The organism is Devosia soli (assembly GCF_000970455.1).
GTDB classification, from domain to species: Bacteria; Pseudomonadota; Alphaproteobacteria; order Rhizobiales; family Devosiaceae; genus Devosia; species Devosia soli.
The window spans coordinates 145,468-168,507 of sequence record NZ_LAJG01000021.1 but is presented as its reverse complement, the minus strand read 5'-3'; the positions used below and the strand labels follow the sequence as shown (position 1 = coordinate 168,507).

The following is a 23,040-nucleotide window of genomic DNA, read 5'->3' as shown; positions in this document are numbered from 1 at the left end:
ATGCTTAAAGTCGCCGTCCAGATGGACCACGTCTCCACCATCAATCCACGCGGCGATTCCACCTTCGCCATGATGCTCGAGGCTCAGGCCCGCGGCCACCAGATCCTGCATTATACGGCCGATACGCTATCCCTTCGCGGCCATACGGTGAGCGCTCTCGCCCAGCCGATCACCGTGACGGACGCCGAAAAAGGCCAGCATTTCAGCCTTGGCGAAGCAAAACGCATCGATCTCTCGACCCAGGATGTCTTGTTGATGCGGCAGGATCCGCCGTTCAACATGAACTACATCACCATCACCCATATCCTCGAGCGCCTCCACCCCAAGACGCTGGTGGTGAACCCACCTGCGGCCGTGCGCAACGCGCCGGAAAAAATCCTGGTGACGGATTTCCCCGAGCTGATGCCGCCGACGCTCGTCACGCGTGACCGCGCCGAAATCCACGCCTTCCGCAGAGAGCACGGCAATATCATCGTCAAGCCGCTTTACGGCAATGGCGGCGCCGGCGTCTTCTTCCTCCAGGAAGGCGACCATAACCTCGCGTCACTCATCGAACTGTTCGAGATCAACTATCCCGAACCTTTCATGATCCAGAAATATCTTCCCGATGTGCGCAAGGGCGACAAGCGCATCATCATCGTCGATGGCGAACCGGTGGCCGGCCTCAACCGCATCCCTGCCGATGGTGAAGCGCGCTCCAACATGCATGTCGGCGGCCGCCCGGAACTGTCTCCGCTCACCGAGCGCGAAAAGGAAATCTGCGCCGCCATCGCTCCCGCGCTCAGGGAGCGCGACTTGATTTTTGTCGGCATCGACGTCATCGGCGACTACCTCACCGAAATAAACGTCACCTCCCCTACTGGCATCCGCGAGATCAAGCGCTTTGGCGGCCCCGATATCGCGGTGATGATCTGGGATGCGATAGAGAAGCGTCGGGCTTAGCCGCCGCTTGGCGTCTCCCCGCAAATCCCGTAAGTGTCAGCTTTAGGGTTTGCGGGGCGATCAATGGATATTTCGGCTTTTCTCGTCGCCTTCGCGACGCTGTTCGCAACGGTCGGCGTTGCCGATATCGCCTTCATCTTTGCCGCACTGACGAAAGACAATACCCCGGCGCAGCGCCGGACTTTTGCGACACGTGGTGTCGTCGTCGCGCTGCTGATCCTTTTGTTCTTCGCCTTCCTCGGTAATCTGATCCTGGATGTCTTTGGCATCACCATCCCGGCCCTGCGTACGGCTGGCGGAGTGCTGCTACTTTTGATCGCGATCGACATGGTTTTTGCACGCCATTCAGGCGGCACCGGAACAACAGACGAGGAAGAAAGCGAAGCTCGCCAAGCCCACGATATTTCGGTGTTTCCACTCGCCATGCCATTATTGGCCGGCCCCGGTGCCATCAGTGCCGTTATTCTATTGACGACGGGAGCCGAATCCCAGACCGAGTTCTGGCTGGTGATCGCTGCCATTATTGTCATTCTCGCGCTTGCCTGGCTCACTCTACTTGTGGCTATTCCAATTCAGCGCCTTTTGGGGCTGACAGGTCTTTCCGTTGTTTCGCGCGTCGTTGGTATTCTACTGGCCGCCTTGGCGGTCCAGTTTGTCTTCGACGGCATCAAGGCTTCCGGGCTTCTGGGCGCCGCCGCTACTTGACGAACTGACAACGTCCTGTCGGCGCCAAGGCCGCAATCGCCCTAGGGTCGCAGCCGGTCGAGAGGAACATCAGCCAGTCATTTGTCGACCCATAGAAGACATTGCGATCAACCTCACCCTTGACCCCCGGCACGACGCCAGTCTGCGTATATTGCCAGAATGTCCAAGGACGATTGTCATAACGCTCGTGCGGTTCGGCGGCGGTGGAGCGGAGCCAGAAGGCGTTGGGGAAATACTCGCCGGCGAGAATATCGCGGTGGAAGTTCATGTCGGTATAGATGATCGGCAACTTGCCGGTGTGACGTTCCATTACGTCGAGCATCAGCTTGATCTTTTCCAGCGCGTCGGCCTTGCTCGGTTTTACTTTGCAGCTCGAGTGATTATTCCATTCAAGGTCGAGCACCGGCGGCAACGCTGAGGGATCGGCTGGAACGTTCTGCACGAACCATGACGCCTGCTCGGCTGCGGTCGAGCACCAGGTCATGAAATGGTAAGCGCCGCGCGGCATGCCGGCATTGCGGGCACGCTCCCAATTGGCCCGGAAATTGGGGTCGACGTAGTCCTTGCCTTCGGTCGCCTTCATGAAGACGAAGTGCGTGCCACCGGCGCGGGCACGGTCGAAATCGACATTCTCCTGGTAACGCGCGACGTCGATGCCCTGAACAGGCATGCCGCGCGCCCGATCAACGCCCGCATGCGGACGATTGTCGCCTGGAATGGCGCCGTAAAGCCCGCCGCCGCTGGCGCAAGCGGCCAATGCCGACACCGCCAAGCCCATGATGGCATTGCGCAGGAGCGCGCTCAGGGGGGCAGGCAGACGGAAGGCGCGGGCCATCAACACACTCGACATGCAAAGACTAATTGAGCCTTTGATTCAACATGGCGCGGTTAATGGAAGTTTAGGGTAAGTAATGTGGCAGTCCGCATGGTTAACAGACCATCTTTCGTTCCTTGTCCGTTCTTGACTTAAGGTAACCTTCTGTTAGCGTTGAGAGCAGTTTAAGGGGTTTTGGGCATGGGCATGCATGTCGGAACGGTCGCCTTCCAGGGAATCGAGGCTGTGCCCGTCGATGTGCAGGTTCACATCTCTCCCGGCCTTGCCCGCTTCATCGTGGTCGGCCTGCCCGACAAGGCCGTCAAGGAAGCCAGCGAACGCGTTCGCGCGGCGCTGCATGCATCGGGGCTCGGCCTGCCGCCCAAGCGCATCACCGTCAATCTCGCGCCCGCCGATCTTCCCAAGGAGGGAAGCCACTACGACCTGCCGATCGCGCTGGCGCTGATGGCGGCGATCGGCGCAATCCCGCAGGACGCGCTCGATCGCTATCTGGTGCTCGGCGAGCTGGGGCTCGATGGGCGGATCACACGGGTCGATGGCGTTCTGCCCGCGGCAATGGCGGCCAGCGCGCGCGACCTCGGCATCATCTGCCCGGCCGCCTCGGGCCCGGAAGCGGCCTGGGCCAGCGAGGACGTCGAGATCGTCGCGGCCGACAGTCTCCTCGCGCTCGTCAATCATTTGGTCGGGCGCCAGCTACAAGCGCGGCCCCGGCCTGACAAGAGCCTGAGCCATGGAGGAATGCTGCCTGACCTTGCGGACATTCGCGGGCAGGCGGTGGCGCGGCGGGCGCTGGAAGTTGCGGCAGCTGGCGGGCACAATCTTCTTATGGTGGGTCCGCCGGGCGCTGGAAAATCCATGCTGGCTCAGCGCCTGCCGTCCATCCTGCCGCCGCTAAGCCCACGGGAACTGCTCGATATCTCGATGATCCAATCGATTGCCGGCGAGCTGGCAGGCGGCGCCTTGTCGGACAGGCGCCCTTTCCGGGCGCCTCACCACTCGGCCTCGATGGCGGCGCTGGTTGGGGGCGGGCTCAAGGTACGGCCCGGGGAAGCGAGCCTTGCGCATAATGGCGTGCTGTTTCTCGACGAATTGCCTGAATTTGCGCCGGGTGCGCTCGACAGCCTGCGCCAGCCGCTTGAAAGCGGAGAAACGGTGATCGCCCGGGCCAATGCCCGCGTGACCTATCCGAGCCGCTTTCAGCTGATCGCTGCGATGAACCCCTGCAAGTGCGGCCTTGCGGGGACACCGGGACACACCTGCAAGCGCGGCGAAGCCTGCGCCAGCGATTATCAATCGCGCGTCTCGGGCCCGTTTCTCGATCGAATTGACATTCGCATCGATGTGCCTGCCGTTTCGGCGACGGACATGATCGGCACGACCAAGGCCGGAGAGGCCTCGGCCGATGTCGCCCAGCGCGTCGCTGCCGCCCGGCAACGGCAGCAGCGGCGCTATGAGGAGGCGGGTGCAGACGGTGTGCTGACCAATGCCGCGGCAAGTTCGACCCTGATCGAAAGGCTGGTCGAGCCGGACAGGGAAAGCCAGATGCTGCTGCTTCAGGCTGCCGAGCGCTATAATCTTTCGGCGCGCGCTTATCACCGTGTCCTCAAGGTCGCGCGGACCCTGGCCGACCTGGCAGGGGTCGAAAAGGTGGCGCGGCCCCATATTGCCGAAGCGCTGAGCTATCGCCTGAATTTTTCTGCAGCTTGAGGAGAAGGGTCTCGATGCGGCACCGCATATCGGCTGGCGTCTTGGCGCTCCGCGACGACCGGATCCTGCTTGTCCGCCACCTTCGTCCGGGGGTCCACGACTTCTGGGCCGGTCCTGGAGGCGGCGTCGAAGGATTCGAACAATTGCACGAAGCAGCAGAGCGCGAGGCGTTTGAAGAAACCGGGCTCCGCGTCAAGGCGCGATCCATGGCCTATATCGATGAACTCGTTGACCGGACCGGCCGGGCCGTCAAATTCTGGTTTCTGGCCGATTATGTGTCGGGGGAGATCGACATCACCCGCAATCCGGCCTTGGGCGAGAGCATCAAGGATGCAGGGTGGTTTTCAGAGGACTCGCTACCGGAAGGCTACGTCTTTCCCGAAATTCTGCGCGATGGATTTTGGCAAGAGCGGCAGAAGGGGTTTGTGGCTCCGATCAAGCTGCCGTTGCGGCATTCGATCTTTTAGCGCCGTGTTTCACGTGAATCCGGCTAGCCTTCCTCCTGCTGAAAGCGCCTGTCGCGGGTCCAACTGTCCCGCCATTCGCGCTCGAGCACCGATCGGCGCTTGCCATAACGTTGGTCGGTGATGACGAGATTGACGATGCGGTCGGTCCTGAAGGTGCGAAAATCTTCGCGCAGCAGACACCACGCAGCGATCGTCTGCTTGCCTTCATAAAAGACGAGGCCAACCGGCCAAAGAGTGCGCGAGGTGGAGCGGCCCTGCTCGTCCTGATAGTCGATTGTGACAGCCTTTTCCTGGCGCATGGCGAGGCGGATATCGCCCAAAACGGGAATGGGCTTGTGCGCGCCCCAGAAGACGGTGGGCCAGAGCGCGGTGTCGCTGATGCGGTCACGTAGATCCTCAGGCGAGGCAGTGGCGATTTTTGCCAGGGCATTGCGTGCGGCCGCACCGAGCCCATCGTCGGGCTGTGTCTCTACCCAGCGAGCCCCCAAAACCAAAGCCTCAAGCTCTTCAGGCGAAAACATCAACGGAGGCAGGAAGAAGCCGGGCTTGAGCATATAACCGATGCCGGCTTCGCCATCGATAGGGGCGCCCAGGCCGATCAGGGTCTGAATATCGCGATAAAGGGTGCGAACGGACACGCCCTGCTCTTCGGCCAGAGCGGCCGCCGTGATCGGCCTCCGATGGCGCCGCAAGGCGTCCATGATGGCGAAAAGGCGCTCGGTCTTGTCCACGGTGTCCCTCCCGAAACAAACGCGGAACGAGATGGCAGATTTTGGCGTGAAAATCCACTCGTCCGAGATAGGCAAGCTGTCGATAAAGTGAAAGGGCCGGCCCTCGGGCGGCCCCGTAGAATGTTCTGGCCAACCTGAATCGCTAGCGCGTCATGACTTGGATGCCATCTCCAAATCTCAGTATGGACCCCGGCCTGGGCCGGGGCGACAACGGATGATTGTGGGTAGGGCGCTGGAGTAAAGCCCCGAAACTTAAGCGATTTCGATGTCGCACCAATGGCTGTAGGGACGCTCGGGGGAATGGATGATGTTGGGAAAGTGCGGGTTGTGCAGGGCGTCGGCAAAACTCTGGTCTTCAAGGCAGAAGCCGGCGTGCTTTTTGTAGGTCTTGCCGGCTAAGCCGGGCACGGGAATATCGGTCCAGACGCCATTATAGACCTGAACGCCCGGACGATCGCTCCAGAGTTTCAGGGTCAGGTCCTTTGCCGGCGCAACGACAGTGGCGATCGGATCGGAGAATTTTCGGCCGGTATCGAGCGCCATGCCGATGTCGTAGTCGACGGGCGCGCCATTGGCATCGCGCATGGTGCGCGGCTGGCGCAGATCATAGATCGTCCCGCGCGATGGCAGGATAGCACCGGTGGGGGCGAGGTCGTCGCCCAGTTCGGTATATGCGCTCGAATTGACCTGGATTGTGTGGTCGAGCACGTCGTCGGTGGTGCCGAGATTGAAATATTGATGTTGCACCAGACTGATCGGCGTCAGGCGGTCGGTCGTGGCGCTGAGTTCGAGCCGCAATTTGTTGCCGCTCAGCGTGTAGGTCGCCGCGAAATTGACATTGCCGGGATAGCCCATGGCGCCGTCGGGCGAGAAGTGGGTGAAGCGCACCGCATTGTTGGCATTATCGACCTGGCCGGTCCAAACTTGGCGGCCAAGGCCCTCGGCGCCGCCATGGAGCTGCAGGTCGCCAGCATTAGCCGGCAACTTGTAGGTCGTTCCATTGAGCTCGAACGACGCTCCCTTGATGCGGTTGGCCACGCGGCCCGCGAGGGAGCCGAAATGCGGGCTGTGTTCGGGATAGGGCTCGAAAGTCTCAAAGCCGAGGACGACGCTGCGCTCGCCGCCGGCAACCGGCACGCGCCAATCGCGCACAGCGACGCCATAGCCAATGATGTCGACGGTAACGCCGGTATCGCTGACAAGACGGAACTGATCAACGCGCTTGCCCTGGTACTCGCCAAAGGTCGAAACTTCGATACCCATCAATAATCCCCGAGAACGTTATTGGCGCGGAGCTGTAGCCTTTTCGTCACCGGGCGGCAACGCCGCTCTTGACCTTTGCGCCTCTGCCGCAAAGGGTGGGCCAAGGCAAGGACAGGATTGTGGGGTTAGTGTGAACGAGCAGACGAGCCGGCGCCGCGCCACAGTTCATGATGTTGCCCGCGCCGCCGGCGTCTCGCTGGCAACCGTCGATCGGGTGCTGAACGGACGCCCCGGCGTCCGGGCGGCTACCGCCGAAAAGGTCGAGCAAGCCATTCAGTCTCTAGGCTTTTCGCGCGATCTCAATGCTTCGCTGATGGCGCGTTCGCGTGACCTCAAAGTGGTTTTCTTTATCCCCGACGGGTCGAACGAATTCATGGATAGCCTCGCCGAGGCGGTGGCGCGACGCCAGAGCCAGGCGCTCGCCGACCGCATGCATCTGGCAACACGCCGGATACGGGCACTCGATGCCGGAACTCTGGCGGCAGGCCTTGATGGGTTGGACCCCAAGGCGTGCGATTGTGCGGTGATCGTGACGAGCGAGGAGCCCGAAATCCTAGAGGCTGTCGATAATGCGACCCGGCGCGGCATCGCCGTCATGACGCTTGTGAGCGATCTTCCAGGATCGGCCCGCAAGCATTTCATCGGCATCGACAACGGGGCGGCCGGACGCACGGCGGCATCGCTTCTTGGCCGTTTCCTGCCGCAAGGCGGCAAGATCGCCGTTATTGCCGGTTCCCTGCATCTGCGGGACCACCTCGATCGCCTCGCCGGTTTTCGCGACGTGCTCGCGCAGGATTTTCCTGATCTCGACATCATCGGTCCCTTTGAGGGACATGACGCGCCCGCCGAGACACAAGCTTTGGTGGCTAAGCTTCTCGCTGAACATCGGGATCTTGGTGGTATCTATAACCTTGGTGCCGGTAATGCGGGGCTCGTGGCTGCGCTTGAGGAGGCACAGAGATGCCAGCCGCTGCGGGTGATCGCGCATGAATTGACTGCGCCCACTCGTGCAGGGCTCATGGCCGGCTCCATCGATGTGGTGCTCGACCAGAATCCGGATGGCGAAATTCGCGAGGCCATCGCTGCGGCGCGCGCCTTTGCCTTGGGGACGGGACGGTCTCTCGCGGCCGACCCCATTGAAATTGGCATTTTCCTGCGCGACAATCTCAGGTAAGAAGACCGCCATTCAAAAGAGGGCGGGCCCGAAAACGGGCGGGAGGACGATCCGGTGATTTGCAATCTCAAGTTTGAGGTACGTGCCTCATGACCTATCTCGGCATTGATATCGGCACGTCCGGGGTCAAGGCGCTGCTGATCGACGAGCATGGGCGCGCGCTCGGCGAAGCCTCGGCGCCAGCAGTCGAGCCCGTGCGTCCGCAGACCGGCTGGTCCGAACAGAACCCGACCGACTGGTGGACGGCAACGCTCGCTGCGATCGACAAGCTCAAGGCCTTGCATCCAAGCGAACTGGCTGCCGTACGCGGCATTGGGCTTTCGGGCCATATGCATGGCGCGACGCTGCTCGGCAAGAACGACGAAGTCCTCCGCCCCTGCATTTTGTGGAACGACGGCCGCTCGGCCGCCGAATGCCTTGAAATGGAAGCCGCGCTTCCGAACCTCCGTCAGCTTGCCGGCAATATCGCCATGCCGGGCTTTACCGCGCCGAAGATCGCATGGGTGCGCAAGCATGAGCCGGCCATCTACGACAAAATTGAAAAGGTCCTGCTGCCCAAGGCCTATGTCCGGCTGCTGCTGACGGGCGAACATGTCGAAGACATGTCTGATGCCGCCGGCACGCTCTGGCTCGATGTCGCCAAGCGCGATTGGTCCGACGAGCTTCTCGGGGTCACGGGTCTCACCCGCGATCACATGCCGCGCCTCGTGGAAGGGTCTGCCCCTTCGGCGCAATTGAAGCGCGAACTCGCGCATCGCTGGGGCATGGATGGCGCGGTGATCGTTGCTGGTGGCGCGGGCGACAATGCCGCGGCCGCCTGCGGCATCGGCGCCATTCGCCCCGGCGAGGGCTTTGTCTCGCTCGGCACCTCGGGCGTGCTTTTCGTCTCGAACGAAAAGTTCAGCCCCAATACCGAGGGCGCCGTTCACGCCTTCTGCCATGCCATCCCCGAGACCTGGCACCAGATGGGCGTCATCCTTTCGGCGACCGATTCGCTCAACTGGCTCTCGCGCATCACCGGCAAGAAACAGGCCGAGCTTTCGGGTGAAGCCGAAGCCCAGTTCAAAGGGCCGGGGGAAGCCATCTTCCTGCCCTATCTGTCGGGCGAACGCACGCCGCACAACAATGCCGGCACCCGCGGTTCCTTCACCGGGCTCAGCCAATCGACCGACACCGCCCAGATGGCCCAGGCCGTCATGGAAGGCGTCACCTTCGCCATGCGCGATTGCCAGCGCGTGCTGGCCGATGCCGGCACCTCGATCAATCGCCTCCTGGCCGTCGGCGGTGGCTCCAGGTCAGCGCTGTGGCTCAAAATGCTGGCGACCAATCTCGACATGGAAATCGCCCTCCCCGAGGACGGCGATTTCGGCGGTGCGCTGGGCGCGGCCCGGCTCGGCCTTTGCGCTGCCGAAGGCGCCAAGCCCGCCGACGTTATGGCTATGCCGCCGATCAAGACCACCATTGCGCCCGACAAGAATCTGTCGGCCGCCTATTCCGATCAATATGCGCGCTACCGCGCACTCTACCCCGCCATCGAGGAGGCACGTTCGTGAGTGATTTTTTCAAGGGCCTGAGCCAGGTCAAGTATGAAGGCCCGCAGAGCAAGAACGCTCTCGCCTATCGCCACTACAACAAGGACGAAATGATCGCCGGCAAGCGGATGGAAGACCATATCCGCCCGGCCATCGCCTACTGGCACACCTTTGCCCAGGAGGGCGGCGACCCGTTTGGCGGCCGGACCTTTGATCGTCCCTGGTTCGACAAGGGTCTTGAAGGCGCCAAGCTCAAGGCCGAAGTCGCCTTCGAATTTTTTAATCTCATCGACGTGCCTTTCTTTGCCTTCCACGATGTGGACGTCGCCCCTGAAGGCGCAACGCTCGAGGAATCCAACAAGAACCTCCGCGTCATCGGCGATATCATCGCTCAGAAGATGCAGGAATCAGGCAAAAAACTCCTCTGGGGCACGGCCAACCTCTTCTCGAACCGCCGCTATATGGCGGGTGCCGCGACCAATCCCGATCCTACGGTCTTTGCCTATGCAGCCGGCCAGGTGAAAACCGTGCTCGAGCTGACCCATGAACTGGGTGGCGAGAACTATGTGCTCTGGGGCGGCCGCGAGGGCTATGAAACCCTGCTCAACACCAAGATCGGGCAGGAACAGGACCAGATGGCCCGCTTTCTGACGCTGGTCATCGAGCACGCCGAAAAGATCGGCTTCAAGGGCCAGATCCTGATCGAACCAAAGCCTCAGGAACCATCGAAGCACCAGTACGACTACGACGTCGCGACGGTTTACGGCTTCCTGCAGAAGTATGGTCTTGAAAAGAAGGTGAAGTGCAATATCGAGGTCGGCCATGCCTTCCTCGCCGGTCACTCCTTCGAGCACGAGCTGGCTGTCGCCTCTTCGCTCGGCATGCTCGGCTCGGTCGACGCCAACCGCAACGACCTGCAGTCGGGCTGGGATACCGACCATTTCCCCAACGTTCCCGGCGAAATGGCGCTGGCCTTTTATTACATCTTGAAGCAAGGCGGCCTCGGAAAGGGCGGCTTCAATTTTGACGCCAAGGTGCGCCGCCAGTCGCTCGATCCGGCCGATCTGCTGCATGGTCACATCCTCGGCCTCGATACCCTCGCCCGCGGCCTCAAGGGCGCTGCCGCGCTCATCGAAGACGGTGAGTTCGACAAGATGCTCGACGATCGCTACGCCGGCTGGAAGTCCGGCCTCGGCGCGGACATCCTCGGCGGCAAGCTGAGCCTGGCTGATATCGCGGCCAAGGTAGAGGCCGAAAGCATCAACCCGCAGCCCAAGTCTGGCCGCCAGGAATATCTCGAAAACCTGGTCAATCGGTTCGTCTGACGCACCTGCTGAAGCCCTCCCCTCTCCCCTTGTGGGAGAGGGTGGATCGGCCGCTGGCCGAGACTGGTGAGGGTCCGCGATCTTGCCGATCGCGCAGCATGCGCGGAAAGAACCCTGCGCGCTTTGGTTCCGTTGATCGTCATTGCCGGGCTTGTCCCGGCAATCCACCTTACCGCGTACGCTGAAGCATGGATCACCGGGACAAGCCCGGTGATGACGGTGTGGAAGGTGCGGAGGTCGTCATAGACTCAAGAGGCTCACCCATGCCGCAAATCACCAATCCCATCCTCCCCGGATTCAACCCGGACCCCTCCATTCTCCGCGTCGGCGACGACTATTATATCGCGACCTCAACCTTCGAATGGTTCCCGGGCGTGCAGATCCATCACTCCAGGGATCTCGCAAATTGGGAGCTGGTTACCCGCCCGCTGAACCGGAAAACCCAGCTCGACATGCGCGGCGATCCAGATTCATGCGGCGTATGGGCGCCATGCCTGACGCATGACGGCGAAAAGTTCTGGCTGGTTTATACCGACGTCAAGCGCAAGGACGGTTCGTTCAAGGACGCGCACAATTACATCGTCTGGGCCGACACGATCGAAGGCCCCTGGTCCGACCCGATCTATACCAATTCTTCCGGCTTCGACCCGAGCCTCTTCCATGATGACGACGGGAAGAAGTGGTTCGTCAACATGACCTGGGACCACCGGGTCCGGCCGCTGCTGTTCTCGGGCATCGTCATCCAGGAATTCGATCCGGTCGCCGAAAAGCTCGTGGGCCCGATCACCAACATCTACAAGGGCACCGACCTCAAGCTCGTCGAAGGTCCGCATATCTATAAGCGCAACGGTTGGTATTATCTCCTCACCGCCGAAGGCGGCACGGCCTATGACCATGCCTGCACCTTTGCCCGCTCGCGCACGCTGATGGGCCAATACGAGACCCATCCCGATAAGCACATCCTGACCAGCAAAGATGCGCCACTCGCCGCCATCCAGCGCGCCGGTCATGGCGATATTGTCGATACGCCCGACGGCAAGACCTATCTCGTCCATCTCGGCGGCCGCCCGACCACCCAGGAACGCCGCTGCGTGCTTGGCCGCGAAACCTCGATCCAGGAAGCCTATTGGGGCGACGACGACTGGCTCTATGTGAAAAACGGCCCAGTGCCGTCCCTCCATGTCGAGGTCCCCGGCACGCGCGACGAGCAAAAATATTGGGCCGAGCAGCGCTACACCTTTGGAAACGGCCTCCACAAGGATTTCCAGTGGCTCCGCACGCCCGAAACCGAGCGAATCTTCTCGACGGAAAACGGCAAGCTGCGTCTCTTTGGCCGCGAATCCATCGGCTCCTGGTTCGAACAGGCGCTCGTTGCGCGCCGCCAGACGCATTTTTCCTATGATGCCGAGACCGTGGTCGATTTTCGCGCCACCGACGAGCGCACCATGGCGGGCCTCACGGCCTACTATTCGCGTTACAATTTCTTCTATCTCGCCGTCACCGCCCATGCCGATGGTCAGCGCGAACTGCTGCTCATGTCCTCGGAAATGAGCTGGCCCGATGGAAAGCTGCGCTTCCCCGCCGATCCGGTCCAAATCCCCAATGAAGGCAAGATCAAGCTTGCCCTAACGATCCGCGGCCGCGCCTTGCAGTTCTTCTACGCTGTTGAAGGCCAGGACCTGCAGCCCATCGGCCCGGTGCTCGACGCTTCGATCCTTTCAGACGAATGCGGTGGGCATCAGGCCCATGGCAGCTTTACCGGCGCCTTCGTCGGCGTCGCCGCTCACGATCTTAACGGCACCGCCAGCCCCGCCGACTTCGATTATTTCACCTATCGGCCCCAACACGATCCCTCCGACCGCTATGAGGTCGATAGCCTAATGGGCAAGGCCAACTAGCTCCTATGCTGGCATAAGATCCCCGTCTGATCACGATTTCCTGTGCGGGGGCGACAAGCTCCCGCCTGGGGCGTAGGCTCCCACAGGTTAGCGGTCGCAGGTTCTGCGTCTCGCGCCGGATATGCGCAACACGCCGTGTCTGCGGCCTCCCTGTCGAGGAGGATTTGCCATGGCCCATATACATCTGATTGCCGGCGCCGGCGACAAGCTGGATTTCCCGGTTATCAAAACCATCCACCTGAACGATCTTGCAACCGCACTCCGGCGCGGCGCCGAGGATTTCTGGGCCAAGCCCAGCCACTATCTCTTGCTGATGGTGATCTATCCGATCGTCGGCATCGTGCTGACCGTCTGGATGAACGGCTTCCACACCTGGCCCCTGCTCTATCCGCTGATCGGCGGCTTTGCCCTCATCGGCCCGATTGCCGCCTTGCCGCTCTACGAAATCTCGCGTCGCCGCGAACGGGGTGAGGAGCCATCCTGGCGGGATGCCCTGAGTGTCCTCCATTCCCCGGCAATAGGCAGCATCGTTGTCGTAGGTGTGATGCTTTTTGTGTTGTTCACCCTATGGCTGACCAGTGCCCAGGCGCTTTACGAGGGCCTTTTCGGCTCGTCTCCGCCGCAAACATTCGGCGCGATGTTCAGCCAGGTCTTTGCCGAGCCGGGCGGCATGACCCTTGCCATTGTCGGCACTGCCATCGGGGCCGGGTTTGCCTTGATCGTGCTCGCAACAACTGTGGTTGCGTTCCCGCTCTTGCTCGATCGGGATGTCGGCGCCTATGTCGCCGTCGAAACCTCCTTCCGCGCCGTCATGCATAATTTCGTGCCGATGCTCGCCTGGGGCCTGATCGTGGGGATTTCGGTGTTTTTAGGGGCGCTGACATTGTTTGTCGGTCTGGCCGTCATCCTGCCCATTCTTGGCCACGCCACCTGGCACCTTTATCGGCTGACGATCGCCGATGCCTCCATGATCCGCGACATGGCTCATGGCAAGGCTGCATGAAACATCGGGGCAAAGCCGGAGCGGAGGAGTTGGCTTCTTAACCACAAGGCCCTAATCTCCCGGCTTCGTTTGCCCCGACTTGCCCGAGCCCATGGACCAAATCCCTATCGAGGCCCAGACCAGCGCCGTCAGCGCCGCGCTGACGCCGATGATGGCGCAGTATTTCGAGATCAAGGCAGTCAATCCGGGCTATCTGCTGTTTTACCGCATGGGCGATTTCTATGAGCTCTTCTTCGAGGACGCCGAGATCGCCAGCGCTGCCCTAGGTATTGTTCTGACCAAGCGCGGCAAGCATCTGGGTGAAGATATCCAGATGTGCGGTGTGCCGATCCATGCGGCCAATGACTATCTCAACAAGCTCATAAAATTGGGCCACCGCGTCGCCATCTGCGAGCAAGTGGAAGACCCGGCCGAAGCCAAGAAACGTGGTTCGAAATCGGTGGTGAAGCGCGACGTCGTGCGCCTCGTCACCCCGGGGACGCTGACCGAGGACGATCACCTCGATGCCCGCTCGGCCAATTATCTTGCCGCGCTCGCCATGGTGCGCCATGGCGAAACCGATTTCGCCCTTGCTTGGGCCGATATTTCGACCGGCGAGACCTTTGTCGCCGATCTTCCGGCCGAGCGATTGGCCGACGAGCTGGCTCGTATTGCGCCAGCTGAATTGCTGCTGACCGACGTCACGCGGCAGGCTCTGGTCGATCTTCACCTTTTCGCGCCGGCCTGGGCCACGATCGCATCGACGATTGCGCCCGAAGCCGCCGACAGCGAAGTGGCCTTGCAGGTTCTCCGGCGGGCTTTTCCTGCCGCGATTTTCGATCCGACCGCCCTTTCTCGAGCGGGCCGGTCGGCGATGGGCGCCCTTGTCGGCTATGTCGACCAGAGCCAGAAGGGCCGCACCGCGCCACTGCGCGCGCCGATGCTGCAGGCGAGCGACGCAGTCATGGCGATCGACGCAGCCACACGCGCGAGCTTGGAAATCCTCCAGACCCAACGCGGCATGGCGCGCGGCTCCTTGCGCCAGTCTATCGACCTGACGGTTACTGCGCCGGGTGCGCGCCTTCTCGCCAACCGTCTCGCGGCCCCGCTGCGCCAGGCTGGCGAGATCAATGCCCGGCTCGACGCGGTTGAGCGTCTTGTGGCGGATTCCCTGCTCCGCATGCGGTTACGCAGCGATCTCAAGGCTGCGCCCGACCTTGCGCGGGCTCTTTCTCGCCTGGCGCTCGAACGCGGTGGGCCGCGCGATCTTGCCGCTATCGGCAAGGCCGTGGCGGCTGCGCTCGAATTGGCTGAAGATCTTTCCAGCCAGCCTTCCCTGCCGCCTGCCCTGACGCGCCTCGCAAAAATCCTCGGCGCCGCGCCCCGATCGCTCGCCTCCGAACTGAGCATCGCGCTCGACGACGATCTGCCGCTTTTCTCGCGCGACGGCGGCTTCGTGCGGGCGGCCTATGACGCAAGACTTGACGAAGAGCGGGCGCTCGGCTCGGAAACGCGCGCCGTGGTGGCAGCGCTCCAGGCCCGGCTGATGGACGAGACCGACGTCCGCTCGCTCAAGATCAAGCACAACGGCGTTCTCGGCTATTTCGTCGAAGTGCCGGCCAGCCACGGCCAGAAACTCCTCGAAGCTCCTCATCGGGATGTCTTCATTCACCGCCAGACGCTGGCCAATGCGATGCGGTTTACGACAACCGAACTGGCCGAACTCGAAGGTCGGATCGCCAAGGCGCATGAGGCGGCGCTTGAAATCGAACTGGGCATTTTTTCCCGTCTTCGGGCCGATGTTTTGGCGCAGACCGGCGAACTTCAGGCCTTGGCCGACGCGCTTGCCGAACTCGACGTTGCCGCCGCTCTCGCGGAAGTGTCCGCCACGCGCTTTTATTGCCGGCCACAGGTCGATGACAGCCTTGCTTTCGCCATCGTCGGCGGGCGCCATCCGGTCGTGGAGCAAATGGTGCGGGCAGAAGGCCAGAGCTTTGTGGCCAATGATGCCGACCTCTCGGGCAGCGACGAGATCGGCGGGGGCAAGCTATGGTTGGTGACCGGCCCCAATATGGGCGGTAAGTCCACTTTTTTGCGACAGAATGCACTGATCGCCATCCTTGCGCAGATGGGCTGCTTCGTGCCGGCTGAAAGTGCGCATATCGGGGTGGTCGATCGGCTCTTTTCCCGCGTCGGCGCTTCGGACGATATTGCCCATGGCCGCTCGACCTTCATGGTCGAAATGGTCGAAACCGCAGCCATTCTCAATCGCGCGACGCGCCGCTCGCTGGTCGTCCTCGACGAGATCGGGCGCGGTACGGCAACCTTTGACGGGTTATCCATCGCCTGGGCTTCGGTCGAGGCGCTGCATGAAACGACCGGGTGCCGCGCGCTCTTTGCCACCCACTTCCATGAATTGACCAGCCTTGCAAAGACGCTCACCCGCGTCGCCAATGTCACGATGAAGGTGCGCGAATGGGAAGGCGATGTGGTCTTTCTCCACGAAGTCGGCCCCGGCGCGGCTGACCGGTCCTATGGCATCCAGGTGGCGCGCCTCGCTGGCCTCCCCGACCCGGTGATTGCCCGCGCCAGGCAGGTGCTCGATATCCTCGAGCAGCGCTCGGTTGGTACGGCGTCTTCCAAGGATAAGGCCAGCGTGCTAGACGATCTGCCACTTTTTGCGCATCAGCCTGCCCCGGCGCCAAAAAGCAAGGACCCCATTCACGAAGTGCTCGACGCCGTCCGCCCCGACGACATGACTCCCAAGCAAGCCATCGAGACACTCTACGAATTGAAGAAATTACGCGATGACGCTCGCCGACGCTGAAGCCAAGCCGCGAAAAGCGCAATTTGCGCTCAAGACTTCGCCGGTCATTCTGGCCGAACTCGATGCTATCGTCGGCGACCAGCCGGCCAAGACCCCTGCCATCCGCATGGCGGTGCTCGCCCATATGCGCCAGACCCTGGCCGAGGCGCGCAAGAGCGCGGAAGCCGAACTCCTCGCCACCAACAAGGGCACGCGCTGCGCTGAAAATCTCTCTGCGGCGCAGGACGAGATCATCGCCGCGGTCTATCTCTTTGCAACGACGCGCGTCTATCCGGTCGATAATCCCTCGGGCGCCGAAGCCATCGCGCTTTCTGCCGTTGGCGGCTATGGCCGGGGGACGCTGGCGCCGGGCTCGGATATCGATCTCCTCTTCATTCTGCCCTACAAGCAGACCCCCTGGGGCGAACAGGTCACCGAATATATCCTTTATATGCTTTGGGACCTTGGCCAGAAGGTCGGCCACGCGGTCCGTTCGGTCGATGAATGCATCCGCATGGCGCGCGCCGATATGACGGTGCGCACCGCAACGCTCGAGGCGCGGTTCCTGATCGGGGATCGCACGCTTTTCAACAATCTCGTCAAGCGCTTCGAAACCGAGATCATGCCCAAGACGGGCCCCGAATTCATCGCCGCCAAGATGGCCGAGCGCGACGAGCGCCATCGCCTGATGGGCAATACCCGCTATGTCGTCGAGCCCAATATCAAGGACGGCAAGGGAGGTCTGCGCGATCTCAACACGCTCTTCTGGATCGGCAAGTACTTTTATCAGGTCAAGACCAGCCATGAGCTGGTGGCCAAGAAAGTCCTGACCGACGCGGAATATCGCCTCTTCCAGCGGGCCGAGGATTTCCTCTGGGCGGTGCGCTGTCACCTGCACTATGTCACCGGCCGCGCCGAGGAAAAGCTGACCTTCGACGTGCAGCCCGATCTCGCGCGCCGCATGGGCTATGCCGAGCGTATCGGCATGCTCGGCGTAGAGCGCTTCATGAAGCGTTATTTCCTCGTCGCCAAGGACGTGGGCGACCTGACGCGCATCATCTGCGCCAGCCTCGAATTCCACCACGCCAAGGACATGGACCTTGTCGGGCGCGTGCTGGCCCCATTCCGGGCGGGCAAATCCAAGATAAAGGGCGAAACCGATTTCATCGTCGATACCGGCCGGCTCAACATCACGGCGCCCGATGTCTTCGAAAAAGATCCGGTCAACCTGATCCGCATGTTCATGGTCGCGGGGCGCGAGGAGCTGCTCTTCCATCCCGACGCCATCAAGCACATCCGCGATAGCCTCAGGCTCATCGACAACAAGCTACGACACGACGCCAAGGCCAATGCCCATTTCCTGACCATCCTGACGAGTCCGCTTTATGTCGAGCGTATCCTCCGTCAGATGAACGAGAGTGGCGTCCTCGGAAAATTCGTGCCCGATTTCGGCAAGATCGTCGCCCTGATGCAGTTCAATATGTATCACCATTATACGGTGGACGAGCATCTGATCCGCTCCGTTGGCGTCATGGCTGATATCGCCAATGGCGGCCTCCGCCAGGAACTGCCGCTGACCCATGAATTGCTGCCGCAGCTCAACGATACGCGCCTGCTTTATGTCGCGCTTTTCCTCCACGACATCGCCAAGGGGCGGCCCGAAGATCATTCGATCGCAGGAATGCGCATTGCGCGCAAACTCTGCCCGCGTTTCGGTTTGACGCCGGCCGAGACCGATACGGTCTCCTGGCTCATCGAATATCACCTCTTGATGAGCGAGATCGCCCAGGCGCGCGACATCCAGGATCCCGAGACGGCCAAGGCTTTTGCCGATGTCGTCCAATCCCCGCAGCGGCTCGCGCTGCTGATGATTTTGACCGCCTGCGATATCCGCGCGGTAGGCCCCGGTACCTGGACCGGCTGGAAGGGTTCTCTGCTTCGCGCGCTCTATTATGCGACCGAACCGCTGCTCTCGGGCGGCCATTCGCAGGTCAGCCATTCCGATCGCGTGCAGGTGGCCAAGGACGCGCTGTCCCGGGCGCTCACCAAGTGGACGCCGGAAGAGATCGAAACCTATACCGCCCGGCACTACGACCATTACTGGCTGCGCGCCGAGCCCGAGCTGCAGATCGAGCATGCCCGGATGATCCGTCAGGCCGACGAGGCAAACCTCCCCTTTGCCGGCTCGATCCGGGTCAAGGCCTTCGAGGGCATTACCGAAGTCAGCTTCTATGTGCCCGACCACCCGCGCCTTCTTTCCCTGATTGCCGGCGCCTGCACCATGCAGGATGCCTCCATCATCGGCGCGCAGATATTTTCGACCCGCGATGGCCGCGCCATCGACACGTTCAGGCTCCGCCGCTCCTTCACCTCCGACGAAGACGAAAAGGTGCGGGCCACCCGTATCATCGATACGGTCAAGCAGCTGCTCCAGGGCAAGCGCACGGTGCTGATCGATCTCGGCAAGGAATCGCGCCACAACCGAAGGCTGAAACCCTTTGCGCTGCCGGCGCAGGTTTCGGTGTCCAACGCCATCTCGGAAAAATTCACCGTCATCGAGGTCTCTGGCCTTGATCGCATCGGCCTTCTTTATGCCCTGACCCGGCAAATCTCCGATCTCAGCCTGACCATCGGCTCGGCCCATATCGGCACGTATGGCGAAAAGGCCGTCGACGTTTTCTACGTCACCGATCTCACTGGACAGAAGATTCACGTGAAACAGCGGCAGCGCAAGATTCACGATGCCCTGATGGATGTGTTCGAACGACCCGAGGAGAAGAAGGCGGCGAATGCCTGACCTTCGGCCGTGAGCCTTTTTCGCAATTTCTTCTCTGTCGGCGCCTGGACGCTGCTCAGCCGCGTCTTCGGTCTCGTCCGCGACGCGCTGATGGCGGCCGTGCTCGGCGTGGGCCCGGCGGCAGACGCCTTCAACGCTGCCTTCCGCTTTCCCAACCTCTTCCGCCGGCTGTTTGCCGAAGGCGCCTTCAATACCGCCTTCGTGCCGATGTTTTCGGGCGCACTCGAACAGCAGGGCGAAGACGGGGCAAAGCTCTTAGCAGCGCGGGTCATGAGCTGGCTTGTCGCCATGCTCGTCGTCGTGACCATTCTCGTCGAAATCTTCATGCCGCAGATCATGGTCGCCTTCGTCCCCGGCTTCGTGGACGACAAGGAAAAGTTCGACCTGACGGTCATGCTGACGCGGATCATGTTCCCCTATCTCGCCTGCATGTCGCTGATGGCGGCCTATGGAGCAATTCTTAATTCGCTCGGCCGCTTCTTTGCCGCTGCTTTTGCGCCCGTTCTGCTCAACATCGTCAATATCGCCGCCCTCGTGCCGCTCGCGAGCTTTTGGGTGCAGGAGCCGGAAAGCGCCACCTTCTGGGTCGCTATCGCCACCATGCTCGGCGGCATCGCCCAGCTCTGGCTCGTCTGGGTGGCCATCGAGCGCAGCGGCTTCCGGCCGTCCTTCCGCCTGCCGCGGTTCGATCCAGAAGTGCGCCGCTTCTGGGTGCTGGCCATCCCCGCGATCCTGACGGGCGGCATCACCCAGATCAATATTTTCGTCGGCACCATCATCGCCTCGGGTGCCGATAGCACGATCTCGATCCTTTCCTATGCCGATCGCCTCTATCAATTGCCGCTCGGCATTATCGGCATCGCCATCGGCACGGTGCTCCTGCCCGAACTCAGCCGGCACCTCAAAGGCGGCCGGGAGGCCGAGGCGCTGGCAAGCCAGGAGCAATCGCTGTTTTTGGCCATGCTGCTGACCATGCCGGCTGCTGCCGCTCTGATCGGCATGGCAGAGCCGATCGTGCGTCTCCTCTTCGAGCGGGGCCAGTTCGATGCCCTGGCGACCCAACAGACGGCCCAGGCGCTGATCGCCTTTGCCGTGGGCCTCCCCGCCTATGTGTTGATCCGGGTTCTGCAGCCGGGCTTTTTCGCCCGCGAAGATACGGTAACGCCCACCCTATTTGCCGGCATCAGCGTTGCCGCCAATATCGGAATATCCTTCTGGCTGTTTCCCAGCCTGCTTCATGTCGGCATTGCCATTGCGACGGCCGCTTCCTCCTGGATCAACGTCGCGCTTCTGGCAGCAACGCTCGCCATCCGCGGGCACTTTTCCCTCCGCCGCAGCCAATGGTGGGGCCACATCATGATCGTCCTCATCAGTGCCATGATGGGGCTGACATTAGCCGTTCTTGCCGGCCAGGGCGCTCACCACATCGCCTCGGGCGCGCCCCTCTGGCGGCAGGCATTGGTCGTCGGCGTCTTGATCGCCTATGGTGTCGTCTTCTACTTTACCCTCCTTCACGTCACCGGCACGCAGCGTCTCGGACTTCTGCTCCGCCGCCTGCGCCGCAGCCGGTGATGGTTTTCAATCGCGGTGCGCCCGTATAAAACGAGCGCCACTGTATTCCTTCCAGGCGTTGTTCCATGTCCTTCACTCCCCGCGTCTTTTCGGGCATCAAGCCATCGGGCGATCTGCATCTCGGCAATTATCTCGGCGCGATTCGCCGCTTCGTGCCGCTTCAGGACACGCATGAGACCATTTATTGCGTCGTCGACATGCATGCGATCACCGTCTGGCAGGACCCTGAAGACCTCAAGCGCTGGACCTATGAGATCGCCGCCGCCTATATCGCGGCGGGCGTCGACCCGAAAAAATCGATCATCTTCAACCAGAGCCAGGTCGTCGAGCACGCCGAACTGAGCTGGGTGTTAAACTGCGTCGCGCGCATGGGCTGGATGGCCCGCATGACCCAGTTCAAGGACAAGGCCGGAGAAAACAGCGAACAGGTCTCGCTTGGGCTTTTCGCCTATCCCTCGCTGATGGCGGCCGATATCCTGCTTTACAAGGCGACGGCCGTGCCGGTAGGCGAAGACCAGCGCCAGCACCTTGAGCTGACGCGCGATATCGCCAAAAAATTCAACCACGATTTTGCCAAGCAGATTGCTGCAGCAGGCTTCGAGGATGGCTTCTTCCCGATCACCGAAACACTGGCGACCGGTCCGGCCATGCGCGTCAAGTCGCTCAAGGATGGATCAAAAAAGATGAGCAAGTCCGAATCCTCGGACCTTGCCACCATCTATATGATGGACGACGCCGACCTCATCGCCAAGAAGATCAAGCGGGCCACCTCCGACGCCGAGCCTCTGCCAAGCGAAGCGGCAGGTCTTGAAAGCCGGCCTGAAGCGGAAAACCTCGTCGGCATCTATGCTGCGCTCGCCAATCAAAGCGTTGACCAGGTGCTCGCCGAATTTGGCGGCAAGGGCTGGGGCATCTTCAAGCCGGCGCTGGCCGACCTCTCGGTCTCGGTCCTGGCGCCTATCGCCGAGGAGATGAAGCGTCTCGTTTCCGACAGGGGCGAGATGGACCGCATCCTGCGCGACGGCGCCGATCGGGCGCGGGCGATCGCCCAGCCGATCATGGCCGATGTGCGCAGCATCGTCGGTTTTGTCCGCTAACGTTTCGGAGGCGCCTTTGTACGATACCGAATACAAGCGCAAGTTCCTCGTCGTCATCGATGAAACCGAGGAATGCGACCGGGCCCTGACCTTTGCCGCATTCCGCACCAAGCGCACCGGCGGCACCGTCGTTCTCGTGACCGTCGTCCCCAAGCCCGAATTCATCGGCATGGGCGTCGAGGAGGTGCTGCGTGCCGAAGCTGTAGAAGAGGCCGAGCGCAATCTCGACATGCGCCTTGCCCGGATCAAGGAAATCGGCGATGTCCGCGCCGAATCCGTCATCCGCGAAGGCAGCGCTCCTGAAGAAATCGAGCAGTTGATCGACCAGGACCACGACATCGCCATCCTGGTTCTCGCCGCCTCGAAGTCGGCCGAAGGCCCCGGCCCGCTTGTCAGCCACTTTGCCGGACGCGCCCATGCCCTGCCGATTCCGCTCACCATCGTGCCCGGCCGAATGAGCGACGAGGAGATCATCGCGGTCTGCTGATCGCCCGGCGCAAGATTCTTGCTGCTTCAGACTTGCATCTTGAGTGTAATTGTCTATTTTTAGAAGCGTTCTAAGTGAAGGCGATATCCATGTTCATCCAGACCGAAGCCACGCCCAATCCGGCTACGCTCAAATTCCTGCCGGGTCGCGATGTGCTCGTGGGTGAGCCGCGCGATTTCCGCTCGATCGACGCTGCCGCTGCCTCCCCGCTGGCGGCAAGCCTCTTCGGCATTTCCGGCGTGACCGGCGTATTTCTGGGCTCCGATTTCATCTCGGTGACCAAGGACGACACCAACTGGGCCCATATCAAGCCGGCGATCCTCGGCGTGATCATGGACCACTTCCTTGCCGGCAAGCCGGTTCTCCTCGACGCGAACGAGCCCCATGTCGATGAATTCGCAGGCGAAGAATTCTTCGAAGAAGAAGACAAGGAAATGGTCGAAGTCATCAAGGAATTGCTGGCAACGCGCGTGCGTCCGGCCGTTGCCATGGATGGCGGCGACATCATCTTCCGCGGCTTCAAGGAAGGCACCGTGTTCCTGCACATGCAGGGCGCCTGCTCCGGTTGCCCCTCTTCGACCGCCACTCTCAAAAGCGGCATCGAAAACCTGCTCCGCCACTTCGTGCCGGGCGTTGAACAGGTTCAACAGGTTTAACCGCGGCCGCCGGCAAAATCGCTCCTGGGGAGCGATTTTAGCGGGCAAAGCCATGAGAGCTATG

The 23,040-nt window shown here is 61.6% G+C and carries 18 protein-coding genes; 15 read left to right on the top strand and 3 right to left on the bottom strand.

Annotation, left to right across the window (positions count from 1 at the left end; translation table 11 throughout):
* Positions 1-942, top strand: a complete 942-nt coding sequence (gene gshB / locus VW35_RS09805; RefSeq protein WP_046142863.1) for a glutathione synthase — start codon at positions 1-3, stop codon at positions 940-942.
* Between the two features lie 63 nt (positions 943-1,005).
* On the top strand, positions 1,006-1,647 hold the full coding sequence (locus VW35_RS09800) for a MarC family protein (protein WP_046142862.1): 642 nt from the start codon (positions 1,006-1,008) through the stop codon (positions 1,645-1,647).
* On the opposite strand, the gene VW35_RS09795 is transcribed toward VW35_RS09800, so the two are convergent.
* Positions 1,640-2,482 carry a glycoside hydrolase family 25 protein gene (locus tag VW35_RS09795; protein WP_152662547.1) on the bottom strand — a complete coding sequence of 281 codons (843 nt, stop codon included), beginning with the start codon at positions 2,480-2,482 and terminating at the stop codon, positions 1,640-1,642. The genes VW35_RS09800 and VW35_RS09795 overlap by 8 nt on opposite strands.
* 180 nt (positions 2,483-2,662) lie before the next feature.
* Here VW35_RS09795 and VW35_RS09790 point away from each other — a divergent pair, with 180 nt between their 5' ends.
* Entirely contained in the window at positions 2,663-4,189 is a 1,527-nt protein-coding gene (locus VW35_RS09790) for a YifB family Mg chelatase-like AAA ATPase (protein WP_046142860.1), read from the top strand.
* 14 nt (positions 4,190-4,203) lie between these two features.
* A complete protein-coding gene (locus VW35_RS09785) occupies positions 4,204-4,656 on the top strand; it encodes an NUDIX domain-containing protein (protein ID WP_046142859.1) in 453 nt (150 codons plus the stop codon).
* A gap of 23 nt (positions 4,657-4,679) precedes the next feature.
* Here VW35_RS09785 and VW35_RS09780 read toward each other — a convergent pair whose 3' ends face one another.
* Positions 4,680-5,387 carry a helix-turn-helix transcriptional regulator gene (locus VW35_RS09780; RefSeq protein ID WP_046142858.1) on the bottom strand — a complete coding sequence of 236 codons (708 nt, stop codon included), beginning with the start codon at positions 5,385-5,387 and terminating at the stop codon, positions 4,680-4,682.
* 252 nt (positions 5,388-5,639) lie between these two features.
* A complete protein-coding gene (locus VW35_RS09775; RefSeq protein ID WP_046142857.1) occupies positions 5,640-6,650 on the bottom strand; it encodes an aldose epimerase family protein in 1,011 nt (336 codons plus the stop codon).
* A 130-nt stretch (positions 6,651-6,780) separates the two neighbouring features.
* Between VW35_RS09775 and VW35_RS09770 the strand changes: the two genes are divergently transcribed.
* The 11 genes from VW35_RS09770 to VW35_RS09720 all read left to right on the top strand — a co-directional run bounded on the left by VW35_RS09770 (position 6,781) and on the right by VW35_RS09720 (position 22,976).
* The gene (locus tag VW35_RS09770) at positions 6,781-7,824 is read left to right on the top strand and encodes a LacI family DNA-binding transcriptional regulator (protein WP_046142856.1); all 1,044 of its coding nucleotides are present in this window, start codon (positions 6,781-6,783) and stop codon (positions 7,822-7,824) included.
* An 89-nt stretch (positions 7,825-7,913) separates the two neighbouring features.
* On the top strand, positions 7,914-9,377 hold the full coding sequence (xylB, locus tag VW35_RS09765; RefSeq protein ID WP_046142855.1) for a xylulokinase: 1,464 nt from the start codon (positions 7,914-7,916) through the stop codon (positions 9,375-9,377).
* A complete protein-coding gene (gene xylA, locus VW35_RS09760) occupies positions 9,374-10,681 on the top strand; it encodes a xylose isomerase (protein WP_046142854.1) in 1,308 nt (435 codons plus the stop codon). The genes xylB and xylA overlap by 4 nt, the downstream gene beginning before the upstream one ends.
* Before the next feature lie 263 nt (positions 10,682-10,944).
* Complete coding sequence (locus tag VW35_RS09755) at positions 10,945-12,579, top strand: glycoside hydrolase family 43 protein (protein WP_046142853.1); 1,635 nt, start codon at positions 10,945-10,947, stop codon at positions 12,577-12,579.
* 169 nt (positions 12,580-12,748) lie between these two features.
* Positions 12,749-13,582, top strand: coding sequence for a DUF2189 domain-containing protein (locus VW35_RS09750; RefSeq protein ID WP_046142852.1), 834 nt, complete (start codon positions 12,749-12,751; stop codon positions 13,580-13,582).
* A gap of 91 nt (positions 13,583-13,673) precedes the next feature.
* The gene (mutS, locus tag VW35_RS09745; RefSeq protein WP_046142851.1) at positions 13,674-16,388 is read left to right on the top strand and encodes a DNA mismatch repair protein MutS; all 2,715 of its coding nucleotides are present in this window, start codon (positions 13,674-13,676) and stop codon (positions 16,386-16,388) included.
* A complete protein-coding gene (locus tag VW35_RS09740) occupies positions 16,369-19,164 on the top strand; it encodes a [protein-PII] uridylyltransferase (RefSeq protein ID WP_052951631.1) in 2,796 nt (931 codons plus the stop codon). Before mutS ends, VW35_RS09740 begins: the two co-directional genes overlap by 20 nt.
* Before the next feature lie 9 nt (positions 19,165-19,173).
* Positions 19,174-20,736: a murein biosynthesis integral membrane protein MurJ gene (gene murJ, locus VW35_RS09735; RefSeq protein WP_046142850.1), complete on the top strand. Its 1,563-nt coding sequence runs from the start codon at positions 19,174-19,176 to the stop codon at positions 20,734-20,736.
* 65 nt (positions 20,737-20,801) lie between these two features.
* A complete protein-coding gene (gene trpS / locus VW35_RS09730; protein WP_046142849.1) occupies positions 20,802-21,833 on the top strand; it encodes a tryptophan--tRNA ligase in 1,032 nt (343 codons plus the stop codon).
* Positions 21,834-21,849: 16 nt separating this feature from the next.
* Positions 21,850-22,320: a universal stress protein gene (locus VW35_RS09725; protein WP_046142848.1), complete on the top strand. Its 471-nt coding sequence runs from the start codon at positions 21,850-21,852 to the stop codon at positions 22,318-22,320.
* An 89-nt stretch (positions 22,321-22,409) separates the two neighbouring features.
* On the top strand, positions 22,410-22,976 hold the full coding sequence (locus tag VW35_RS09720) for a NifU family protein (protein ID WP_046142847.1): 567 nt from the start codon (positions 22,410-22,412) through the stop codon (positions 22,974-22,976).
* Positions 22,977-23,040 lie beyond the last annotated feature (64 nt).

What these genes read in the sequence shown, in the direction of transcription:
- gshB (WP_046142863.1), top strand. Translation starts at nt 1, where the DNA reads ATGCTTAAAGTCGCCGTCCAGATGGACCACGTCTCCACCATCAATCCA.
- VW35_RS09800 (WP_046142862.1), top strand. Translation starts at nt 1,006, where the DNA reads ATGGATATTTCGGCTTTTCTCGTCGCCTTCGCGACGCTGTTCGCAACG.
- VW35_RS09795 (WP_152662547.1), bottom strand. Translation starts at nt 2,482, where the DNA reads ATGGCCCGCGCCTTCCGTCTGCCTGCCCCCCTGAGCGCGCTCCTGCGC.
- VW35_RS09790 (WP_046142860.1), top strand. Translation starts at nt 2,663, where the DNA reads ATGGGCATGCATGTCGGAACGGTCGCCTTCCAGGGAATCGAGGCTGTG.
- VW35_RS09785 (WP_046142859.1), top strand. Translation starts at nt 4,204, where the DNA reads ATGCGGCACCGCATATCGGCTGGCGTCTTGGCGCTCCGCGACGACCGG.
- VW35_RS09775 (WP_046142857.1), bottom strand. Translation starts at nt 6,650, where the DNA reads ATGGGTATCGAAGTTTCGACCTTTGGCGAGTACCAGGGCAAGCGCGTT.
- xylB (WP_046142855.1), top strand. Translation starts at nt 7,914, where the DNA reads ATGACCTATCTCGGCATTGATATCGGCACGTCCGGGGTCAAGGCGCTG.
- VW35_RS09755 (WP_046142853.1), top strand. Translation starts at nt 10,945, where the DNA reads ATGCCGCAAATCACCAATCCCATCCTCCCCGGATTCAACCCGGACCCC.
- VW35_RS09750 (WP_046142852.1), top strand. Translation starts at nt 12,749, where the DNA reads ATGGCCCATATACATCTGATTGCCGGCGCCGGCGACAAGCTGGATTTC.
- mutS (WP_046142851.1), top strand. Translation starts at nt 13,674, where the DNA reads ATGGACCAAATCCCTATCGAGGCCCAGACCAGCGCCGTCAGCGCCGCG.
- VW35_RS09740 (WP_052951631.1), top strand. Translation starts at nt 16,369, where the DNA reads ATGACGCTCGCCGACGCTGAAGCCAAGCCGCGAAAAGCGCAATTTGCG.
- trpS (WP_046142849.1), top strand. Translation starts at nt 20,802, where the DNA reads ATGTCCTTCACTCCCCGCGTCTTTTCGGGCATCAAGCCATCGGGCGAT.
- VW35_RS09720 (WP_046142847.1), top strand. Translation starts at nt 22,410, where the DNA reads ATGTTCATCCAGACCGAAGCCACGCCCAATCCGGCTACGCTCAAATTC.